Consider the following 19,955-nt stretch of genomic DNA (forward strand, 5'->3'; position numbering starts at 1 on the left):
AGTTATAGAAATCTAAAACTGCCTGACCTTTACTGAAATTGTGTGACCACATTTCATTTGAGTCAGGAACATGTCGCACCTATAATCTGGTCCTTTAAATAAATACGCATTCCTAAGACCTATATTTTAAAAAAGATAGATAAATTAAAGGACATTACATATTTTATATGACTTATATGTAATGTCCTTTCTTATTCCATAATCGCACCCTTTAGTGGAAAATGGGTGCAATAATCAGCATTGGTTCTGAACAGAAAATCAGAAAAACACTGTTAGTCTCTTATAATGGCTTACTGCTATTTCTAATCCTATAGATTAGGCATAAAATGACCAAAAAGACGAAGCTGTTTCCATTAAAAAATGCGATTTAGAAGTTTTATTTAAAGCTTTACTTCTACCTCAGTTCCATCCTTCAATTTCGTTTCAATAAGGATAACTCCACTGTGCTTAGAAAATCCCTGCAGCAACGGCTTTAAATCTTTTCTTTCAATCTCCGGGAGGATGAATTTGCTTCCATCCTTTTCAATTGCTTTATTTATAAAGCGATTAATCCTTTTTGATGTAATAATCAAACTAACCAAGTTTAAAACCGCATAGGGAACGGGAATGGAGAATCGTTTATCCTTTACTTTCACCTTGACTTTTAACATAATCTACTCAATCACCACGAAAACTTTATCACCATTGGCCGAGGTGATGTCAACAATCTGTCCGTCCAATTCGTTTTCAATTGCTTCAATGAGCAAGTCAATGTTAATATCTTTTACATATTTTTCAGCCTCAGGTATTTTTTCAGCAATATTTGTACCTACTTTTAAAACAGCCTTTACCAGATTAATCGGTAAATTCACATTTACATTATCACCTTTTTCGGAGTTCACACGAATCTTTAACATCTTATTTCCATATGGGACTTCTTTTTTTATTGTCACTAACTCTGGTTGATCTTTACCTTGTAAAATATTAATTAATTCACTTGCTTTTTCCTTATCAATCTTTCCTTCCTCCACCAGCGTTAAGACTCTCGAAATTTCGTCCTTCATTATACTTCCCCCTCTTTTAATAACTGAATGGCTTTCTCTGCCGTAATTTCGCCTTTTTCCAATAACGATACAATTTTTTTCTTATCCACTTCCGGTTTCTTTTGAGAGGAATATCCCAGAGTAGAGATAATTTCATCTAATTTTCCTCTGACAGTCGGATAGGAAATTCCTAGCTCCTTCTCGACCTCTTTGATATTTCCACGGCATTTAAGAAAAATCTCAATAAAATGCAGCTGTTCCTGACCGAGAGCAGCAAGTCTTGAAACTTCAAATTCATTTTCTACCGTTGTCTGGCAATGGTTACACTGTAGCTTAGTAATTTTAAGCGCCTTTCTGCAAACAGGACAATTAGTGAGTAAAGGATACGCCATACTGTTCTCCTTTCTTTTATTTATTCATATCATACATCACATCTTTTAATTTTCAAATAAACATTTAAAATAATTTATAAAAATTTATATTTTTATTCAATAAATTAATATGCGAATTAAATAATTTAATCTATCAATCATTTAAGTTAAAATAAAAAACAGACTCATTGGAGAGTCTGTCTGATTGTAGAGAAAGGAATAAGAGCCTTTTGACACTTAAAGAAAAGTTCTTCGGACATCTCTGTTAGTGTACTTGCTAACCACCGGACTGCTTTTTCTTCATAGTTGTGCCCAGTATGATCAAGGCGACATAGATTACGATTGCAATCGAATCTATAAGCGTATCCGTAAGAGCCGAAACATCAAGCATTGCCGTTACGCCAAGAATGACCATCAGTCGGACGATAAGGATCGCCGCGATCATCCATGCGGCAAACCGGATCTTTGATCGCTCACTTTGGAATGACATGAAAATAAATGCGATTCCGAAGACCAGATTTTCTGCCGTTATAATGTGCCAAACATACGTAAATACCGTCTGGGTATCCATCGGTATCTCACTAATGTCGAGCTTCGGAAGCACAGCGGATTGTCCGTTCCATGCATGCGTGACGGCAAAAAGTATCGCAAGAACACCTGCAATCAGATAATAAAAATTCCTAACCTTGATGTTGATCACAACCCTCCTTGGAAATTCCCGGTTCATTCTCTCGGATATCCTTATAAAGCTTGAGGACGAATTCTGCCAACCGTTGGTCGCTTTCAGTATTAAAGTCCCTTAACGTTCCGGTTGCTATGTTGAGCAGCCGAATGACCTTTTCCAGATGGTTAAACTTCTTGCGCGTTTCGCGTTCTTAGCATCGAGGAACGAAGCAACCTCTTCACAGTAAGCGGTGTCGCTGTTTTCCATCTTGTAGAAACCGAATCCCCCCCCTGATTTCGTCAAGAGAAAAGTCCGCATACTGCATGATCTGAATATTCATAAAACCTCCATAGAATTTGATTTTAGTATTTAATTGGATTTATGTAACAAATTAAATCAATATAAGTTTATTCCACCATTTCCTTTTTTATTTCAACAAAAAGTGATCAAAAATCAAAGGACATCCTCAAAGACTATTTTTAAAAATGACCAAATTAATACAACATGTTTGAGTTGCTGACCACATAAAATTGTAAACTTATTCAAAGAGTCCTTTGGTCAATTTTCCAACGTAAACTGGTTTAACGGAGTCAAAATGAATGTCGCGAACATACTTGATGTTAAGACCTCCAGGACCAGTTTTTAAAAAACGCCCTAACAATCCTTAACTTTCTTTTAACGATTGAATCTCATCCTCCGTTGCGACCCTTTTTTCTCGAACCGTTCCGACAACCGTACTCCTGGAGGAGTCTTAAACTTTCTGGAAAGAAACGATCGTAACAAAAACCATTTACTACTGTTTGTAGCAAGAATACAGACTCGATTATTCTGATCTAGGTTTCGTGTCATTTGGGAAGTGAAGATTTGAAAATATAAACCTTTGGCTCATCCTTGCTGAGTATTAGTGATCCAATCGGAGTAACATGTGGAGTAACATGTGGAGTACCATCTGGGTTTACGGAGGCAAATGAGAATCCATATGACTGAGAAGCAACATCTTTCCAAGTATTCCAGTGATCGAATGGTTGCATCGTAATCCCTCTTCTCTTCATATAAAGTTATGGGATGTAGAGCTCTCCTGGTGTTATCTATTTTAAAGCTTCATGGGGTCCTTGGCAGATAAACGATGAGTACTAAAGTTTACCACAATGCTTACATCGACCCCGTCTTCTTAAATAATAAGCAAGAGTTGCTATCCCTAGGGATATTCCCCATGGTAACCAGAACAAAAAAGGAACAAATTCTCCCCAATTTTCACGATTAATTGAACCATTAACTATCATATATATGAATTGTGGACTGAGCTTTATCCCCGTTATCGTGATAATAGCCGACATCAATATAGCGGGTACCACAACAAACCAGATTGGAATTTGTTTACCTGCTAGAAATAAACACCACCTTGGAAGAATCACTCCCCATTCTGAATAAGTCCAAGGGTCAAAATTCCACCGCCAATACATAATCCGCCCAGTATAGTATCAACTAATACAATGTCTTCATTCCCGACCATTGATAAGTTGGTTGTCCCCAGAGGAATACCTAAGGCCCACGCCCATCGGACAATGCCGTATGGCAACGCCATAATGACGGCCATATAGGTAAACCACTTTCCCCATTGTGCTCCTTTCACTAATGATACTTCCTTAGCGTCATTTCTGCCGCAATTACCGCAAGCATCTTTTGTAAGACGAAAGTATGCTATTGCAGTAGCTCCCCAAATGGACCCACCAACTATACAAAAAACTTGATTAAAAACTCTCCAGTCCAGCAGATCAAAGTGAAGTAGAAACAAATAAGCAAAATTCTGTACAATTCTAGAATCTGGAACTACAAATATAAGTGTTAGACTCATTATCCACGCAAAGGAGAGTAATATTGTACGAGGAAAACGACTCCCCCATGTCATTACCATCGCTAGAGCTACTACCGTCCCTACCAATCCAGCTATCGCAATGACTGGACCCCCGACATTAACATTAAAATTGGATAAAAATGATCCCATCATTTCTGCCCTTGGATCGTTTTTACCGTAAGGAAAATCCGCTTCCTCCTAATAGCCAGTACAGCCCGAGTAAGCTGTATATTAGGGACCATAGAGCAGCAGCATACCCAATCCACTGAGGCCAGCGTGACAGCCAGGAAAAATGTGTTGAATTATTGATATTTATTTTCGGTTCCATTTCATCCTCCTAAAATCTAATATATTAATAGTACGTCCAATGGATGTGATCAACGATGAGCTTCTCAATGCGGCAGGTGATCTAAATCATGACAAAATGGTCTTTTGTAATTAAAAATCCGTGTGAAAAACGGCTTCTAACTGATTTTCTTGAATTTTAGCTGGCAGTATTCTCATAACTAAGTTACGAATACGAATTTGAAGTCGATTTTCTAACTGTGCGGCTTTTCCTATTCGCCATGACAGATTGATAATCTTTTTTGTCTTTGGAATTCGCTGTTTTTCAAATTCACAAAAAGCATCTTGTATATTTTTGTTCTTCTTTAAAACATTGCTCAGTATGATTGCATCTTCAATTGCTTGACCTGCACCTTGACCGATATTAGGGGTAGTTGCGTGTGCAGCGTCACCTATTAGCAACATCTTATCGAAGGCAAATCGGCTTAACGGCTTCAGATCAATAATGTCATTCCATATAAGGTTTTCGTCAGGAGTCCATTTGAGTATCTCCGGTATAAGAGAATGATAATTATGAAATAGGTGATACAAATCAATTGTTGTAAAAGCCGAGAAATCTTTGTCTTGAAAAGGAGCGTTGACACATGCAAACCAATATATTTGATCGTTCGTTAGAGGAACAATGCCAAATCGACCTTTTGAACCCCATGTTTCAGTAAATTCTCCTGGTACATAATTTTTATTCGGAACTTTTACTACAGCACGCCAACATGTATAACCTGAAAAACGTGGTTTTATGTCAGGAAGGCATTTTTTCCGTACGGCAGAATGAATACCGTCAGCAGCAATAAGCGCGTCCCCCTCTACGCTTTTTCCATCTTCCAGATACACCGTAACACCAGTTTCATTTTGTTCAAAATTAATGATTTTTTTTCCATATTCAAGTGTTCCGGGTAGAAGTCGTTGAATGAGTACTTTCTGCAAATCCGCACGATGGATAGTAAAATAAGCAACTCCATATTTACGGTTTAAGCGATCAATGTCCATTTCACTTATCAAATTACCTTTTTGATCTAGGAATTTCGTACTTTTTATGAGGTTGCATTTCATTTCCAAGTCATTTGTAATCCCCAAATGCGCGAGTCCTTTCCAAGCGTTAGCGCCAAGTCCCAGACCTGCACCAACCACTTTCAATTCTTTCATACGTTCAAGTACCTTGACATGATACCCTTCTTTTTGCAAAGCAATTGCTGTTGTCAATCCAGCAATCCCACCTCCTGATATAATAAAGTCATATTTCATTATTGATTTTCACCTCTTTAACTTATAGTCCTATTGGCTTTCACACACATGGCACTCGAAGTAGATTATTGCCTAATATACCTTTTTTAAGGAGATTGTTTGTTTTTAATCCGATGCTGGAACGACAGAGTCGCCATAAATACAGTTACTCCCCACAAGAACAATCCACCATACGTTACCACATACACCCAACTGGTTAATCCGTCGGTGTATCCTTTTGGAAGCACTCCTAAAAATTGAAGAACTGTCAAGAAGCTAATTAGAACTGTCAACATTCCAACTGACCATCCTGGTATGATTAATAACCATTTTGGTAGTTTCTCCCCCCAGGAAGTCACGAGTGTTAAAGCAAATATAGATGCCAGTATCGCCAAGATAGCTGTGAAGTCTAATCCGATGGTATATAAAGTATATAGAAAAGCCGGTCCTTCCTTTAATGTTTCACCAAACCCTGCTACGTTTTCTACAGCTTGTTTTGTTGTAATTCCTACCGTTGATCCCCATGCCCAAAGCGATTTTAAAATCGCATAAGGCAACAGTGCAAGAGCTGCAACATAGCCCCATCCTTTAGTCAAATATGTTTTATCAGCTATTTCTGACCTCATATGTTTCTCATGATATAAGTTCAAAAAACATTCTCCCTTCTTGTTTAAGAAATAAAGCCCTGCAGAATTACTCTCGATCGAATATAAGCTTAGCCAGATATTTCTGGGTGACTTTTAAACAAAATAGTGGTTAAGAAGAGAACTGAAATCTAAAGACAAGCAAGGTTAAAGTAACTAATAAAAGAAACAAGAAAATTATATGTGGATAGAATGCGATCGTAAGAATCAACCCAATGAAAATAGTACATAGTATATTTGCAATATGACATACTACAAAAATTCTTAATTGCCTTTGACTGATATTAATAAGAATATAATTTAAAAAAGTAAGAAAAATGAGTGTAAAACCGGCACTTAAGAACCAAAAAGCATCAAGTGTATACGATTTGTACGTCATCGGAGTTATTGAAATATGGATAACTCCGATAATAAATATAGTGATAATAACCGTTAGAATTGCTTTTTTCATTTAGAAATCCCCCTTTCTTTATAAAAAATAAAATCACCTCAAATTCCAGTTTACTCGGCAAATGGAAAATTGAGGTGACCTGTAGTTTAAATTTAGTTTAAAAAATAAGCGTTATCCTTGGTTTAAGGATAACGCCCGATTGCGGAAGATCAACTAATTAGATAGAAGAATCATCCGTTTTTCTATTTAATGTCCTGCCATCATTTTGGCATTCGCTTCTTTTGTTTCATCATCTGGTGCATGTTCCGGCTGTTGTTTTGGTCTACTAAGGATTGTTGCTAAAAGTGCCCCTACTAATGCAATCCCTGCAGCTAGAAGGAACGTGTCACCGTAGGCTGTAACGGTAGCTTCAATTGGGTTAGGTATTTCTGTCATATGATCAGTAATTCTTGACGTTAGGAACCCAGTCATACCTGCTACTGCAAATGAAACCATTACTTGTTGGGCCGCAGTTGTTAATGGTGTGACGCGACTTACAAGATGTTTTGGAGCGGATTGAAGAACATGGGTATTAATTGCCATCATGGATAGACCCATTCCTGCTCCCATCATTACTAAACATGTAATGATATATCCGGTAGTTGTATCCATTGAAATACGTGAAAGCATAACTAGCGCTACAGTAATAATAGACAAGCCTGTTATAGCTAAAGGACGAGCACCTATTTTATCATATAAACGCCCTCCGATTGGCATCATAACACCTGATGCTAGAGCTTGTGGAAGTAGAATTAAACCAGTATCTAATGCACCGTAACCTCTTACTGTTTGTAAAAATAACGGGACAATAATCATAACCCCAAATAATGCGATTTGGGAAATCCATGCAATCACAATCCCTTTTCTAAAGTCAGAAGATCCAAAAACTCTCAGCTCTAATAAAGGCTGCTTTTGACGAAGTTCGACGATAATGAATAGTATGAGAGCAACTCCACCTACAATTAATCCGGTAAGAGTTTCCGTTGAAGTCCAGCTTTTGCCCCCTTCACTCACTCCATATGCTAGCATTGCAAATGCGATAGGTGCTAATACAATTCCTAAATAATCAAGGGATGGAACGGTCTTTCGTTCAACTTCCGGTAAAAATTTCATTCCAACCAAAATTGCAATAATACCGATTGGCAAATTAATAAGGAAAATCCAATGCCAAGTAACGTATTCTACAAGATATCCTGCTAAAACAGGCCCAAGTGCCGGTGCTAATAACATCGGAACCCCAAGTGTTCCCATGATAGCCCCTATCTTATCCGGAGGTGCAAGTCGGAATATAATGGCCATTCCTATTGGCGCTACCATTCCTCCCCCCAGCCCTTGAATTACCCGATAGAGGATAAGCTGTTCAGGGTTTTGTGCAACAGAGCACAGAACGGAACCAAGTGTAAATAGGGCGATTGTAATTAAAAATATCCTTTTTGCGCCAAATCGGTCTGTCATCCAACCAGCTAAAGGAATAACAGCTGATAATGCAAGCGTATAACCTGTTATGGACCATTGCATGGTCGAAACATCAGAATTAAAATCTTCCACTATTCCAGGCAAGGCAACATTCATCGCCGTACTATCAAGAATTACCATTATCATACCAACAATGACAGCTAATAGCGGTCCTATGATGGTTTTAATGGAAAATGCTTCATTGTTATTTTCTGTTTTTACTGACATACGTACTCCTTCTCCTTTTCTAAAAAGGATGTTTATGATGTGTCTTTCAAAAAAAAGGCCTGCTTACAGTTATTAGACTAAAACCAGAAAGTTATTTTAACACAAATTTTCGTGCAAAAAAAGTCAATTGATTCTTAGAGTTATATTTAGCAAAGAAAGCTAAATATTTACATAAAAAAACAATATACTTAAAGCAAATAGACTCCTTTAAAATGTCTTTCTTACTAGTTGATATTGGCTGGTGTAACGGAACTAATAATAGAAGAATAAGAGAAATCATAAAAGCCGATTCTTCCTCCGGTTTAATCTTCAGTTGAAACATAACAAAAATGATTACTACAAAAGTCTTTAAATAACTTAGCGGCAGGTGACAGATAACGTTTATCCTTCCATGCCAAACCTATCGTGCAAGAACATATCGGTTTTTTGACTGTCAACCAGGAAGTTCCATCCATCCTTAATCCTGCTGTAGAAGGCAGCAAAGAAACACCAAGTCCTGCAGATACAAATCCAGCAGCTGTGGAAAGATCTTCTGCCTCAAATGCAACTTTAGGATGAAAACCTACACTTTGGAAAATGTCATCGTATATTGAACGGAATCCACAGCTTGTGTTTAATCCGATAAACGGTTCTTCGGTAATAGCGTGCAAATCAACCTCACGTCGATTGGATAATTTGTGGCCCTTCGGAACAACGACATAAAGATCCTCCGAAATAAGTGGCAGCCATACCATTCCATTCCCATCAAATTTTGGGGATGTGATGCAAAAGTCGCTCGCGCCCTTTTCTAACTTCTGGATAATGAATGTATTCGAGCCCTGGTATAGTTCAAAATGAATGTTAGGGTATCGTTTGCGAAATGAACTGATCAAAGTCGGAATGAATTCGTTTCCCAGCGTGTGTAAAAAAGACAAAGAAACCGTTCCTATTTCCGGATTCGTTAGTTCCTCAATCTCCTGCTTTCCTTTTCTTATTTCCATAATGGCAGCCTCGACTCGTTTAGCAAACACCTTTCCATATCGATTGAGCTGGACATTCCGACCACTTCGTTCAAACAGTGACACACCGAGTTCTTCCTCCAACTTTCCAATCGAATGACTGAGAGCAGGCTGTGTAATCGAAAGCTCCTCTGCGGCACGTGTTACATGTTGCAACCGCGCTACTGTTAAAAAGTATTCCAGTTGATTCCATTCCATAGATCAAGCAGCCTCCTTTTGATTGAACAGAAATAATCCATAAATATTGTGCATGTATTTAATGAAAATAATAAATTAGACGTAATATGCTGTCAACAAATACAATGAAATTGACAGATCGATCCAAAACCATTCTACGGTTACTATGCAAATAGTGTTTAAAAAAACAGGAAAGGATGATAAGCGATGTCTATGAAAGAACCGATTGACACTAAACAACGCCGCAGCCTCCTGCTGACTACCCTTTGTTTCGGCTTGTTTATGGTATATCTGGACACAACAATTGTGAACGTTGCACTGCCTGACATCCAAATCAAGTTAAATGCAGATATATCAAGGTTGCAGTGGATTATTGACGCATACGCACTCACTTTCTCATGCCTCTTGCTTTCTGCGGGTACCATCGGTGATGCTATTGGGCGAAAAAAGGTTTTTATTACCGGTCTGCTCGGTTTTTCTCTTACCTCAATTGTTTGTGCAGTTTCCCTCTCCATCGAAATGCTGCTAGTGGGACGCATTTTACAGGGAGTTTTCGGATCATTTATGATCCCGGTTTCACTTGCGATCATCAGGGAAATCTATGAGGAACCTGTTTCCAGAGCAAAAGCGATCGGGATTTGGGCGGGGGTCGGAGGAATAGCCTTCGCTGCCGGGCCGGTTGTCGGAGGATGGCTTGTCGAATACTACGGATGGCAAAGTATTTTCTGGATCAATGTGCCCATTGGAATTGTAATCGCACTCGTGTTATTTCGAATTTTGCATGAAAATCGGAATATAACTTCCCGAAAGTTTGACTTCATTGGACAAACGTTTTTTATTCTTGGAATTGGTGCGCTCAGCTACGCCTTAATTGAAGGGAATTCTTTAGGCTGGGATTCAGGGGCGATAATTACGACTTTCATCGTTGCCGCTATCGCGCTTCTGTTATTTGTGTTCCAAGAGTATCGATATGAAAAACCGTTACTGCCACTCGGTCTATTCCGTAATCGGATCTTCACTATCGCCTGCTCCGTTAATTTTCTTGGCTTATTCGGCCTGTATGGCGCTATCTTCTTGCTAACCCTGTTACTCCAGAACATAAACAACTTCTCCCCCATCGAAACCGGCATCCGGTTTTTGGCTCTTACGGCAGCGGTTATGGTAGCCTCATTTTTTGGGAGTGTGCTTGCTGCTAAGGTAGGACCTAGACCTCTAATTGTCATTGGATCGGTTATGGCGGGGGGAGGACTCCTAGCGCTTACCATGGTGGATGTGGGCAGCGGTAATGACACTTACTGGTGGGCACTCGTGCTTCTCGGTATCGGCGTCTCTTTAGTGGGCTCCTCGGCGACAGTGGCTCTTATGACGGCTTTTCCACCTGAGATTGCTGGGACCGTGTCTGGGGTGTCTAACACTTTCCGTCAGGTGGGAGCTGTATTCGGTGTTGCCCTCTCTGGAGCGTTGGTTTCACAATACATCCATACAAATTTACCGTCCAAATTGACTGCCATTCAGCTTCCGCATGAAATAAAAGAACGGATCTCTATTGCATTCTCACGAGGAGACATGTCATTATCTCAGGTTGGTCCTCTTCCGGAGGATGTGAGACAACTTATATTATCTGAGGGTGCACAGGTGTTCGTCGAGGGAATGCACGTTGCCTTCCTCGTCAGCGGAATTGGTACTTTATTTGCAGGAATTTGTGCACTTCTGTTTATGGGCCGAGTATACCAAAAAAGCAATAACAAAGCGTCTACGGGAAGCATTCGGTAGATAAGAAGCTCTATTAGGAGGAGTGGGACTTGGTTAATGGTATCCGATTCATAATAATTATTTTGGTGCAAGAATATCAGAAAAATTTTTCAAATTAAAATAAAGTTGATGTAGCACTGAGCTTTTTCTGAATAATAAAAGATTCTTGTAAAGCTTATATTAAAAGTGCTTTACAAGAATCTTAGAGACTTTTTACCCTTATATTTTTTGGCTTAAATACTCATTAATATCTAAACGATAAATAGGCTCTGGATGATGCCCTTCCTCAATCTCTCCTGTTGGCTTAAACCCTATTTTCTCGTATATACGTATGGCAGCTTCATTATTATAAATAACGGACAGATATACTTCTTTACATGAATATATTTCAGCCATTTCATCTATAACTGCCTTTAATATCGGGAGTCCATAACCCTTTCCCTGAAAAGGATGGCCAAGCATTAGGCTTATTAATTCGTATCTTCCGGTTTCTTTGTTCAAACCATGTGATGCAAAACCGATTAAGGTTTCTCCATCATAAATTGCCCTTGGTATGAAGCCATAAACTTGGCAAGCTGCTAGAAAAAAAGTATTGGAACCAACCCATCTCTCAAAAATTTGAATTCGCTTTTCCTGATCTAAGTCAGATTTTAAATTAATCACATTCCAAAAATTCTTCTCATTCACTTCAGTTAATATAATGTTCATAAATTCTCCCTTTGCCGATTATTTTTTACAGTTAGATTATATTTCAATGGGTTTCTATTTTTTCCCTTTTTAAAGAAAAAAAAGAACCCCGTCAAAGGGTTCATCAAAAACTTTGATTTATCTTTCTATTATAGATCCATCGATAACCGGACCATATCAACACATTGAATTCCATTTTCATAGATTAATTCATTATAGTGGCGTATAAAAAAATCCTTGTCTATCCACATCATTCGAAATCCGCATTTTTGATAAAGTGCGAGCTGGTCTATACTTGAATTGCCAGTTCCAACTTCAATCGTTTTATAGCCTTTTGACTTTGCTATATCGATTGCAGCTAAAACCAATTTCTTTCCATAGCCTTTGCCCTGATGTTCCTTTGATACAGCCACATTGACTAGCTCAACAATACCAGGCCGAGTTGAAAGCAATACGAATACACCTTGAATGCTTCCATCCCACTCTGAAACATAGCAATCGCCCTTATGAATGTATTCCTCGATCATTTCTATGGATGGATCAGCTAATAATAACAAATCGATTGGAGGCTTTTCGTCAATTGCTAATATTCTTAATTGCATTTCTTGCTCCCTAGTTAAATATTTATTTTTCAATCAACTGACCTATATAATTTAATTCTTCAATAGCTAACGAATCAGCTGAACCGTCTAGTATCTTTCTTACATCTTGTAATGTTTCATGTAAACGAACTGATTCGCCTTTCTTCCCTGTATAAGCCTCTGCTACATAAAATGGCTGCGTTAAATATGCTTCAAGTCTTTCTCCACGTTTAAAAGTTTGGATTTCTGATGCTGGGATTCGCTCCATGCCGCCTGCATTGACTAATGAACGAAGCTCCCGGTACCGGCGCAGAAGTTTTTGTGCGCGCTGTTGGATAGTGAGATGAGTTTGATCTAGATGTGCTCCTTCGAGTACAGAAGAGGTGGAATAGATTGGATTTACTGCTGGAAACTTATGTCTTGCTGTTAGATCCGCGTCAAATTGCCAAATCGTTTCAAGAGGTCCGTATGGAAGGTCTTCATCAGCAGCTTCTCCTGTTAAATCAACTAAAAATGTTGTTATTGACGCAATATTTATTGCTTCGATTCGTTCTTGTAGTTCAAATATTTCTCCTGTCAGAACATGTCTCCTATCTGCAGCAAAAACAATTTCAGATATGCTGCCTTTTTCTGCGATTTTCTCATATGCTTCTTCAATGGAATGGACAATAATATCCGTATTTATCGTTACATCTTTTAATTCAGGGTAGTCTCCTTCTGGCATTAGCAAAATAGTAGTGAACGATTCTTTTTTCAGCCGGAAAAATAATTCAGAAAGTAAGACAAGCTGCCCCATTTTTTGTCTTGCAACAAGACCGATTGTTCCTCCCTTGGCAAGTGGTGCGAACAAATCAAGCGCCTTAATCTTTGTTTCGATCATCTCAACATTCTCCCCTCTTATAATCAATTCATCCAAACTGCATTCTGCCAATGATGCTAGAGCTACCAATGTGCGAACTTCAGATCGTCCTACTGGTATCTTTCCAGTGCATAAATTCGAAACCGTTGCAGGACGCAAACCAACAGACTTTGCAGCTGTTGTTAAATTTGGAACCCTTCTTCGCAAAAGTGAAACATTTAATCTCAAGTTTTCCATTTTTTACACCTCCTTACTTTATAAAGTAATATATTTTACCTTAATAAGCAATATATTATTACTCTTTAGCGTAATTTATTTTTCGTTAATAAAAAGACCTCTCTAATAGAGAGGCCCATTGATCATAATATTTTTTTATCATTGTTTGAATCGCCAATCTGCATTTTTTCTAGCTCAAGTCTCATTTTTTGTGTTTCAATCAAATAATTTTCGTGTTTTAGTCTTTCAAGTTCAAGTTGATCCTGAATCATTTTTTGCTTCACTTTTGATTGTTTTTGAAAATGATCTGTCACTATAGCGATAATTGGAATTGAAAATATCATAATAACTGCGATCGTTCCTGTCATCATAACCCCCCATTTGTAAGTACCATATGGATTAATTTTCCTATTTAAAATAATACCATAAATTTAATAACTTTATTGATATTATTCATAAAAAAACACCTAAGTAGTGGGTTCACTCTATTTCATAGCGAAGTCCAAAACCGGATTATTATTATAATACATTCACTATACAGAAATAGAGGTGCTGATATTCCAACACCCCACCCCATTAATAAAGAAATTTGGGATCACCTAGGGAATCTTGATTTGGGTCAGATGAAGGAAAAAGTTATTTATTCAATTTTTCTGTTTGAATTTATCTACGTAATGTTCTATTTTCAAAAGAAGTTCATCCGCATCATTCGCAACAATGTTTTCACCATTTACAATTGAAAATCGTTTAACCAAACATTGTCCGCAATAAAGCAAGCACCGCTCTTCAATTAAGTTCAAATCGCTCCGTTCCATTAACCGTTCTTTAATAATTTCCAATTCATCCTCAAAGTTACAAGGGCAAAATTTAACGTCAATTCCCATTTCTAACTCCCCTTTATTATATTGATAGTATATTAACTGAATTTTTTAAAAATATACAAGATCATACCCGAACGCGACTTTGTATTAACTCAATAAAGTAGCAATACCCTAAATAATAAACGCGTTGAAACATCTGTTTGCATCAAAAAATTTAATGTATTATCATGTGTTTCATCACGTATAGTTTTTCGAAAATTCTGTTTGTTAAATAATTTAATTAGAGGAGTGTTACTAGTGGCAAAAAAAATGATGGCATCATTAAAATCTAAGCCAGAAGAAATTTTCCCAGTGAAGAATGTCTATTATCTTGAAATTTATACAGGTAACGCAAAACAAGCTGCGTATTATTATTCAAAGGCATTTGGTTTTAAACTGGTGGCATATAGGGGTCTTGAGACTGGGAGCCGCGACCGAGTTTCTTACATGTTGGAACAAGGGGCGATTCGCTTAATTTTAACTGGAACACTTTCAGACAGTACTAATGTTGCCGAGTTTCTTAAAAAACACGGGGAAGGTGTCAAAGATATTTCTCTTCTTGTCAAGGATTTAGAAAAAACATACTCAGGAGCAATTGAACGCGGAGGTATAGCTATCCGGGAACCTTGGGTTGAAGAAGATGAAAAAGGCAGAGTAAAAAAAGCCATTATCGGTACATATGGTGATACGATTCACACTCTTGTTGAAAATATAGATTACAAAGGTGTGTTTTTACCAGGATTTGAGGCATGTAAAGACCGGATTGAATCCCCATCCTCTGGATTAGTTGGTGTGGATCACATCGTCGGAAACGTGGAAGTCATGGAGGAATGGACGAGTTATTATGAAAATGTTTTTGGATTCAGCGTCCTGAAACATTTCGATGATAAAGACATCTCAACAGAATATTCCGCACTTATGTCTAAAGTGATGATGAATGGAACAGGACGTATTAAATTCCCAATTAATGAGCCAGCTGAAGGAAAGCGTAAGTCACAGATTCAAGAATATCTTGACTATTATAATGGACCGGGTGTGCAGCATCTTGCCCTATTAACAAACGATATTATTAGCACAGTGGCTGCGTTAAAAGAAAATGGTGTTGAATTTTTGAAGACACCAGAAACGTATTATAAAGAGCTAGCAAACCGTATTGGCGATATTGATGAAGACGTAAAAAGACTTCAAGAGCTGAACATTCTTGTCGATCGAGATGACGAAGGGTATTTACTCCAAATCTTCACAAAACCACTAGTCGACCGTCCTACCCTATTCATAGAAATTATTCAGCGTAAAGGTGCACTTGGCTTTGGGGAGGGAAACTTTAAAGCACTGTTTGAATCCATTGAGCGTGAGCAAGAACTCCGCGGAAATATTTAATATTGAACGGGTCATGCCTGTGAAGAATTATCATGACCTGCTTTAAAGGGAGGGTTGAACGTAATGTTAACCAAAGTAAATGGAAAATGGACAGAAGCTGCAATTAGTCATTTTATGACCCAACTCATTGATTATGCAGGATTATTTCCTCCAGCCTCTCTTCCTCTTTCAGAGGCTATCTCTAACTATCACACTTATATGAATGGCTCTGATAGCTGGATGCTTGGTCCATTTGTTATACCTGCAACCCGATTAATTGAACTCGAGCCATATAAGTCACATTTTACCGAGCAGTTTCCACTCCGCTTATCCATCATTTTAAATCCGGCGGAATTGGAACAAGACTTGGAAGCTATTAATCTTTTTTTAAAGACTTATAAAACTGCTGGTACTGTAAAAGCAATTGAAATACCGCTTACGCCATATGTCGAACTTTCTATCTTAGAAAAAATTGAAAATAGAACAGAGCGTTTTCCTGTTTATTTCGAAGTAACAGGAACAAATGATCAAATTCAATATTCAATAGATGCTATCCATAGACTTAATAAAAAATCGTTGAAAAGTATCGGCATAAAAATGCGAATGGGCGGTATGGCAAAGCAATTATTTCCATCTGCCAAGCAAGCAGCGTTCGTGATCTATGAATGTCAAAAACGGGACTTGGCACTTAAATTCACAGCGGGTCTTCATCATCCAATACGTCAGTACCGAAATGAAGTAGACACAACCATGCACGGCTTTGTCAATGTGTTTACCGCTGCCCTATTGGCTTATTGCCATTCTATTGATGCAAAAACAATTGAAGAGATATTACTTGATGAGGACCCAACACATTTTTCTTTTACAACAAACACGCTTTCCTGGGGCAACTTAACTGTCAGTTCCTCTGAAATCAATGATGCTCGATCCTTCTTTGCCACTTCGTATGGAAGCTGCAGCTTTGATGAGCCCCGGGAAGAACTGGGAGAGCTCACTATATTTTACGGGGAGGAAATACAATGAAGCATTCCTTTATCACAACAAAAACGGATTCACATTTTCCCATCCAAAACCTGCCATACGGTATTTTTCAAAAAAAAGGGCTAAGCCCCCGAGTTGGTACAGCCATAGGTGATTATGTTCTCGATTTATCTGTGATCGATGAAGCTGGATTATTAGATGGCACTGGCGCGGAAGCAAAGAATATCTTTTCAGCAACTTCACTAAATGGATTTATGGCACTTGGCCGTCCAGTATGGTCTGCGGTGCGGTCGAAGCTTCAATATCTTTTGGATGCCGACACGCCTGATATACGTGATAATTCAGCAATTCGTTCAAAAGGATTTCACTTAATAGCAGATGTAGAAATGCTTCTTCCAGCAGATATTGGAGACTATACAGATTTCTATGCTTCCAAAGAGCATGCAACGAATGTAGGAATTATGTTTCGAGGTAAAGAAAATGCTCTCATGCCAAACTGGACCCACTTACCGGTCGGATATCACGGTCGGGCCAGCTCAGTGGTTATCAGTGGCACCGACATACGCCGTCCTCAAGGTCAGATGAAACCAGTCGATGCCGCTTCACCTTTGTTTGGACCTTGCCTCCAGCTCGACTTTGAATTGGAACTGGGCTGGTTTATCGGACCGGGCAACGAAATGGGAGAACCAGTCTCAATTGAAAATGCAGAGGATCAAATCTTTGGTCTCGTGTTAGTTAATGATTGGAGTGCCCGTGATATTCAGGCTTGGGAATATCAACCGCTCGGACCGTTCCTAGCCAAGAATTTTGCTACTTCCATCTCTCCTTGGGTGGTACCTTTGGATGCGCTGGAACCTTTCCGTACAGCTGGTCCAAAGCAGGACCCTGCACCACTTCCTTACTTGCAGACGAACAAAGCTGGTGCTTTTGATATTAATCTAGAAGTCTCGCTACAAGGTGAGAGAATGGCTTTGCCACATCGCATCACAACCAGTAATTTCCGTTACCTCTATTGGAGTATGGCTCAACAGATTGCGCATCACACTGTAGGTGGATGCAATTTACGCCCGGGTGACCTACTTGCCTCCGGAACGATTAGCGGACCTGAAAAAGAATCAAGGGGTAGCTTATTGGAACTAACTTGGCGTGGAACGGAGCCCATTCTCATGGAAAATGAAGAAAAGAGAGTGTGGCTGGAAGATGGAGATCAGTTGACAATAACGGGGTGGTGCCAGGGGGAAGGCTATCGTATCGGATTCGGTGAAGTGACCAGCCGGGTACTCCCTGTTGAACATCATCACCAGACCAAGCAATTAATACATCCATATACTAAGAAATGATACAAGAAAGAAGGAGGAAAGTTTATGCCGCATTATATTAAGATGGGAAATGTCCCGCATAAACGCCATACTCAATTTCGTCAGGAAAATGGTGAACTCTATTACGAACAAGTAATGGGTACAAAAGGATTTTCGGGTATTCAATCATTGATTTATCATATCAATCCCCCAACAAGAGTCAAAGAGGCAAGAAAAATTAAAGATATTCAGTATGAATTTGAAGAAAAGGACGCTCTCAAACATCGCCATTTTCTTACATGGAATACAGAACCAGGTGGAGATTTTTTGGAAGCAAGAAAAATCTTACTGGCTAATGATGATCTGGCGATCGGCGTTGCTCGCCCAACACAGCCTATGTCATATTATTATCGTAACGGAGAATGTGATGAAATGCTGTTTGTACATGAAGGCAAAGGAAAAATTGAAAGTATCTTTGGAGAAATCTCTTTTTATCCGGGAGATTACGTCATCATTCCAATGGGAACTACCTACCGTGTGGTCCTGGATACACATGAGGCACGTTTCCTAGTTGTGGAATCGAATTCAGCCATTGTTTCACCGAAACGCTATCGCAATGAGCACGGACAGCTCCTCGAGCATTCACCCTATTGTGAACGCGATTTTCGAACACCAGAAAGATTAGAGCCGAAAGACGAGAAAGGGAAATTTGAAGTTCGGGTACGTGCTCAAGGGATGTTAACTTCCTATCTTTTTGATTTCCATCCACTAGATGCTGTTGGTTGGGATGGATATTTATTCCCTTACGCGTTTAGCATTCATGATTTTGAACCCATTACCGGCCGAGTTCATCAGCCACCACCCGTGCATCAAACTTTTGAAGCACATAATTATGTAATTTGCTCATTTGTCCCTCGTCTATACGATTATCATCCAGAGGCCATACCGGCTCCCTATGTACACAGCAATGTTGAGAGCGATGAAGTGTTGTACTATGCAGATGGTGATTTTATGAGCCGGCGTGGAATTGAAGAGGGCTCGATCACGCTTCATCCTAGTGGTTTGCCGCATGGGCCACATCCAGGAAAAATGGAGGAGAGTATTGGTAAAAAAGAAACAAAAGAGCTAGCAGTTATGATTGATACCTTCCGTCCACTCCGTGTGGTAAAACAGGCGCATCACTATGAGGATGCTTCCTATATGAGCAGTTGGTTTGAAGAATAAAGGAACTCAAAAAAGTTTTTCGAGATATTAAGAGAGAAATGTAGAAACGGTGATTCTGGTGTAAAAATAAATTTTTTATATTTGTTTTTCACGAATTGCATGTAACATTGTCGACCTCTTTTAGCTTCACAGTACACGACAAATGGTCACCAAAAGAAACGTCCCGGCCCGGGACGTTTCTTTCATTAAACAATTGATTATCCAGCCCCCTCTTAGGATTTACCAGAGGCCTCTATGCGATCTAATACTAATTGATAACCACTACTCCCATAATCCAATAACTTCTTAACTCTTGTTATAGTAGCCGATGAGGCACTAGTTTCTACCTGAATGTCCATATATGTATCGCCTTCTCTAAGCATTCTTGCAACCTCAAGTCTTTGAATAAAGGACTTCACTTCATTCATGGTACACAGATCATCAAAAAAAGCTTTACATTCTTGTTTTGTGTGTAAAGAAAGGATAGCATTATACAACTGCGCTACAGTTTTTTCAGGTGTTTTTTTTATAAACATTGCCTGCCTCCATTGACATATGGAATTTACAATTTAAATAATCTTCATTATGGTGGAAAATTGTTCTCAAAATCTCCCGTGCGCATTTAAGCTCTACTATGTCAACAAAACTATTAACTTCTTATTTTAAATAGCCCGTGTTTAACACCAAAGTTACTATTTATACAGTTTTTCTTCTTAGAATACTTTAAATACTCATGATTTTAATACACT

General features: G+C 38.7%; 23 protein-coding genes. 5 read left to right on the plus strand and 18 right to left on the minus strand.

The annotated features are described in order from the left end of the window. Positions 1 to 380: 380 nt before the first annotated feature. The 12 genes from FSZ17_RS12010 to FSZ17_RS12065 all read right to left on the minus strand — a co-directional run bounded on the left by FSZ17_RS12010 (position 381) and on the right by FSZ17_RS12065 (position 9,431). Entirely contained in the window at positions 381 to 650 is a 270-nt protein-coding gene (locus tag FSZ17_RS12010; RefSeq protein ID WP_057776843.1) for a hypothetical protein, read from the minus strand. Between the two features lie 3 nt (positions 651 to 653). Then, on the minus strand, positions 654 to 1,043 hold the full coding sequence (locus tag FSZ17_RS12015) for an SHOCT-like domain-containing protein (protein ID WP_057776842.1): 390 nt from the start codon (positions 1,041 to 1,043) through the stop codon (positions 654 to 656). Continuing rightward, a complete protein-coding gene (locus FSZ17_RS12020; RefSeq protein WP_043068846.1) occupies positions 1,043 to 1,414 on the minus strand; it encodes a DUF2089 domain-containing protein in 372 nt (123 codons plus the stop codon). The genes FSZ17_RS12015 and FSZ17_RS12020 overlap by 1 nt, the downstream gene beginning before the upstream one ends. Positions 1,415 to 1,670: 256 nt before the next feature. Then, positions 1,671 to 2,093, minus strand: coding sequence for a hypothetical protein (locus tag FSZ17_RS12025; RefSeq protein WP_185150615.1), 423 nt, complete (start codon positions 2,091 to 2,093; stop codon positions 1,671 to 1,673). An 809-nt stretch (positions 2,094 to 2,902) separates the two neighbouring features. After that, complete coding sequence (locus FSZ17_RS12035) at positions 2,903 to 3,088, minus strand: hypothetical protein (protein WP_057776841.1); 186 nt, start codon at positions 3,086 to 3,088, stop codon at positions 2,903 to 2,905. Between the two features lie 380 nt (positions 3,089 to 3,468). Then, positions 3,469 to 4,065, minus strand: a complete 597-nt coding sequence (locus tag FSZ17_RS12040; RefSeq protein WP_146846450.1) for a hypothetical protein — start codon at positions 4,063 to 4,065, stop codon at positions 3,469 to 3,471. A 19-nt stretch (positions 4,066 to 4,084) separates the two neighbouring features. Then, on the minus strand, positions 4,085 to 4,240 hold the full coding sequence (locus FSZ17_RS23400; protein WP_156416300.1) for a hypothetical protein: 156 nt from the start codon (positions 4,238 to 4,240) through the stop codon (positions 4,085 to 4,087). A gap of 110 nt (positions 4,241 to 4,350) precedes the next feature. Then, the gene (locus FSZ17_RS12045; RefSeq protein ID WP_057776840.1) at positions 4,351 to 5,499 is read right to left on the minus strand and encodes an FAD-dependent monooxygenase; all 1,149 of its coding nucleotides are present in this window, start codon (positions 5,497 to 5,499) and stop codon (positions 4,351 to 4,353) included. Positions 5,500 to 5,585: 86 nt separating this feature from the next. Next, positions 5,586 to 6,128, minus strand: coding sequence for a hypothetical protein (locus FSZ17_RS12050; RefSeq protein ID WP_057776839.1), 543 nt, complete (start codon positions 6,126 to 6,128; stop codon positions 5,586 to 5,588). A 106-nt stretch (positions 6,129 to 6,234) separates the two neighbouring features. Further along, positions 6,235 to 6,573: a hypothetical protein gene (locus FSZ17_RS12055; RefSeq protein WP_057776838.1), complete on the minus strand. Its 339-nt coding sequence runs from the start codon at positions 6,571 to 6,573 to the stop codon at positions 6,235 to 6,237. A 186-nt stretch (positions 6,574 to 6,759) separates the two neighbouring features. Further along, the gene (locus tag FSZ17_RS12060; protein ID WP_057776837.1) at positions 6,760 to 8,235 is read right to left on the minus strand and encodes an MDR family MFS transporter; all 1,476 of its coding nucleotides are present in this window, start codon (positions 8,233 to 8,235) and stop codon (positions 6,760 to 6,762) included. Positions 8,236 to 8,537: 302 nt separating this feature from the next. Further along, positions 8,538 to 9,431 carry a LysR family transcriptional regulator gene (locus FSZ17_RS12065; protein ID WP_057776836.1) on the minus strand — a complete coding sequence of 298 codons (894 nt, stop codon included), beginning with the start codon at positions 9,429 to 9,431 and terminating at the stop codon, positions 8,538 to 8,540. A 186-nt stretch (positions 9,432 to 9,617) separates the two neighbouring features. On the opposite strand from FSZ17_RS12065, the gene FSZ17_RS12070 reads away from it, so the two are divergent. Next, entirely contained in the window at positions 9,618 to 11,183 is a 1,566-nt protein-coding gene (locus tag FSZ17_RS12070; RefSeq protein ID WP_057776835.1) for an MFS transporter, read from the plus strand. Between the two features lie 198 nt (positions 11,184 to 11,381). Here the strand turns inward: FSZ17_RS12070 and FSZ17_RS12075 are convergent, their stop codons facing one another. From FSZ17_RS12075 to FSZ17_RS12095, 5 genes are all read right to left on the minus strand, one after another. Then, positions 11,382 to 11,870 (minus strand): GNAT family N-acetyltransferase, encoded by a 489-nt coding sequence (locus FSZ17_RS12075; RefSeq protein ID WP_057776834.1) that lies wholly within the window; start codon positions 11,868 to 11,870, stop codon positions 11,382 to 11,384. Between the two features lie 128 nt (positions 11,871 to 11,998). Continuing rightward, positions 11,999 to 12,451, minus strand: a complete 453-nt coding sequence (locus tag FSZ17_RS12080; RefSeq protein ID WP_057776833.1) for a GNAT family N-acetyltransferase — start codon at positions 12,449 to 12,451, stop codon at positions 11,999 to 12,001. A 22-nt stretch (positions 12,452 to 12,473) separates the two neighbouring features. Then, positions 12,474 to 13,526: a F0F1 ATP synthase subunit beta gene (locus tag FSZ17_RS12085; protein WP_057776832.1), complete on the minus strand. Its 1,053-nt coding sequence runs from the start codon at positions 13,524 to 13,526 to the stop codon at positions 12,474 to 12,476. A gap of 122 nt (positions 13,527 to 13,648) precedes the next feature. Continuing rightward, on the minus strand, positions 13,649 to 13,873 hold the full coding sequence (locus FSZ17_RS12090) for a hypothetical protein (protein ID WP_057776831.1): 225 nt from the start codon (positions 13,871 to 13,873) through the stop codon (positions 13,649 to 13,651). 276 nt (positions 13,874 to 14,149) lie between these two features. Beyond that, a complete protein-coding gene (locus tag FSZ17_RS12095) occupies positions 14,150 to 14,389 on the minus strand; it encodes a DUF1450 domain-containing protein (RefSeq protein WP_057776830.1) in 240 nt (79 codons plus the stop codon). A 234-nt stretch (positions 14,390 to 14,623) separates the two neighbouring features. Here FSZ17_RS12095 and hppD point away from each other — a divergent pair, with 234 nt between their 5' ends. The 4 genes from hppD (at position 14,624) to FSZ17_RS12115 (ending at position 19,227) form a co-directional block, all read left to right on the plus strand. Next, complete coding sequence (gene hppD, locus FSZ17_RS12100; RefSeq protein WP_057776829.1) at positions 14,624 to 15,745, plus strand: 4-hydroxyphenylpyruvate dioxygenase; 1,122 nt, start codon at positions 14,624 to 14,626, stop codon at positions 15,743 to 15,745. 63 nt (positions 15,746 to 15,808) lie between these two features. Further along, entirely contained in the window at positions 15,809 to 16,747 is a 939-nt protein-coding gene (locus tag FSZ17_RS12105) for a hypothetical protein (protein ID WP_057776828.1), read from the plus strand. Further along, on the plus strand, positions 16,744 to 18,045 hold the full coding sequence (fahA, locus tag FSZ17_RS12110; protein WP_057776827.1) for a fumarylacetoacetase: 1,302 nt from the start codon (positions 16,744 to 16,746) through the stop codon (positions 18,043 to 18,045). Before FSZ17_RS12105 ends, fahA begins: the two co-directional genes overlap by 4 nt. A 24-nt stretch (positions 18,046 to 18,069) precedes the next feature. Continuing rightward, a complete protein-coding gene (locus FSZ17_RS12115) occupies positions 18,070 to 19,227 on the plus strand; it encodes a homogentisate 1,2-dioxygenase (protein WP_057776826.1) in 1,158 nt (385 codons plus the stop codon). Between the two features lie 212 nt (positions 19,228 to 19,439). On the opposite strand, the gene FSZ17_RS12120 is transcribed toward FSZ17_RS12115, so the two are convergent. After that, a complete protein-coding gene (locus FSZ17_RS12120) occupies positions 19,440 to 19,742 on the minus strand; it encodes a YerC/YecD family TrpR-related protein (protein WP_057776825.1) in 303 nt (100 codons plus the stop codon). Positions 19,743 to 19,955: the final 213 nt, after the last annotated feature.

Origin of the sequence: Cytobacillus dafuensis, from assembly GCF_007995155.1 — a bacterium.
Taxonomy (GTDB): Bacteria; Bacillota; Bacilli; order Bacillales; family Cytobacillaceae; genus Cytobacillus; species Cytobacillus dafuensis.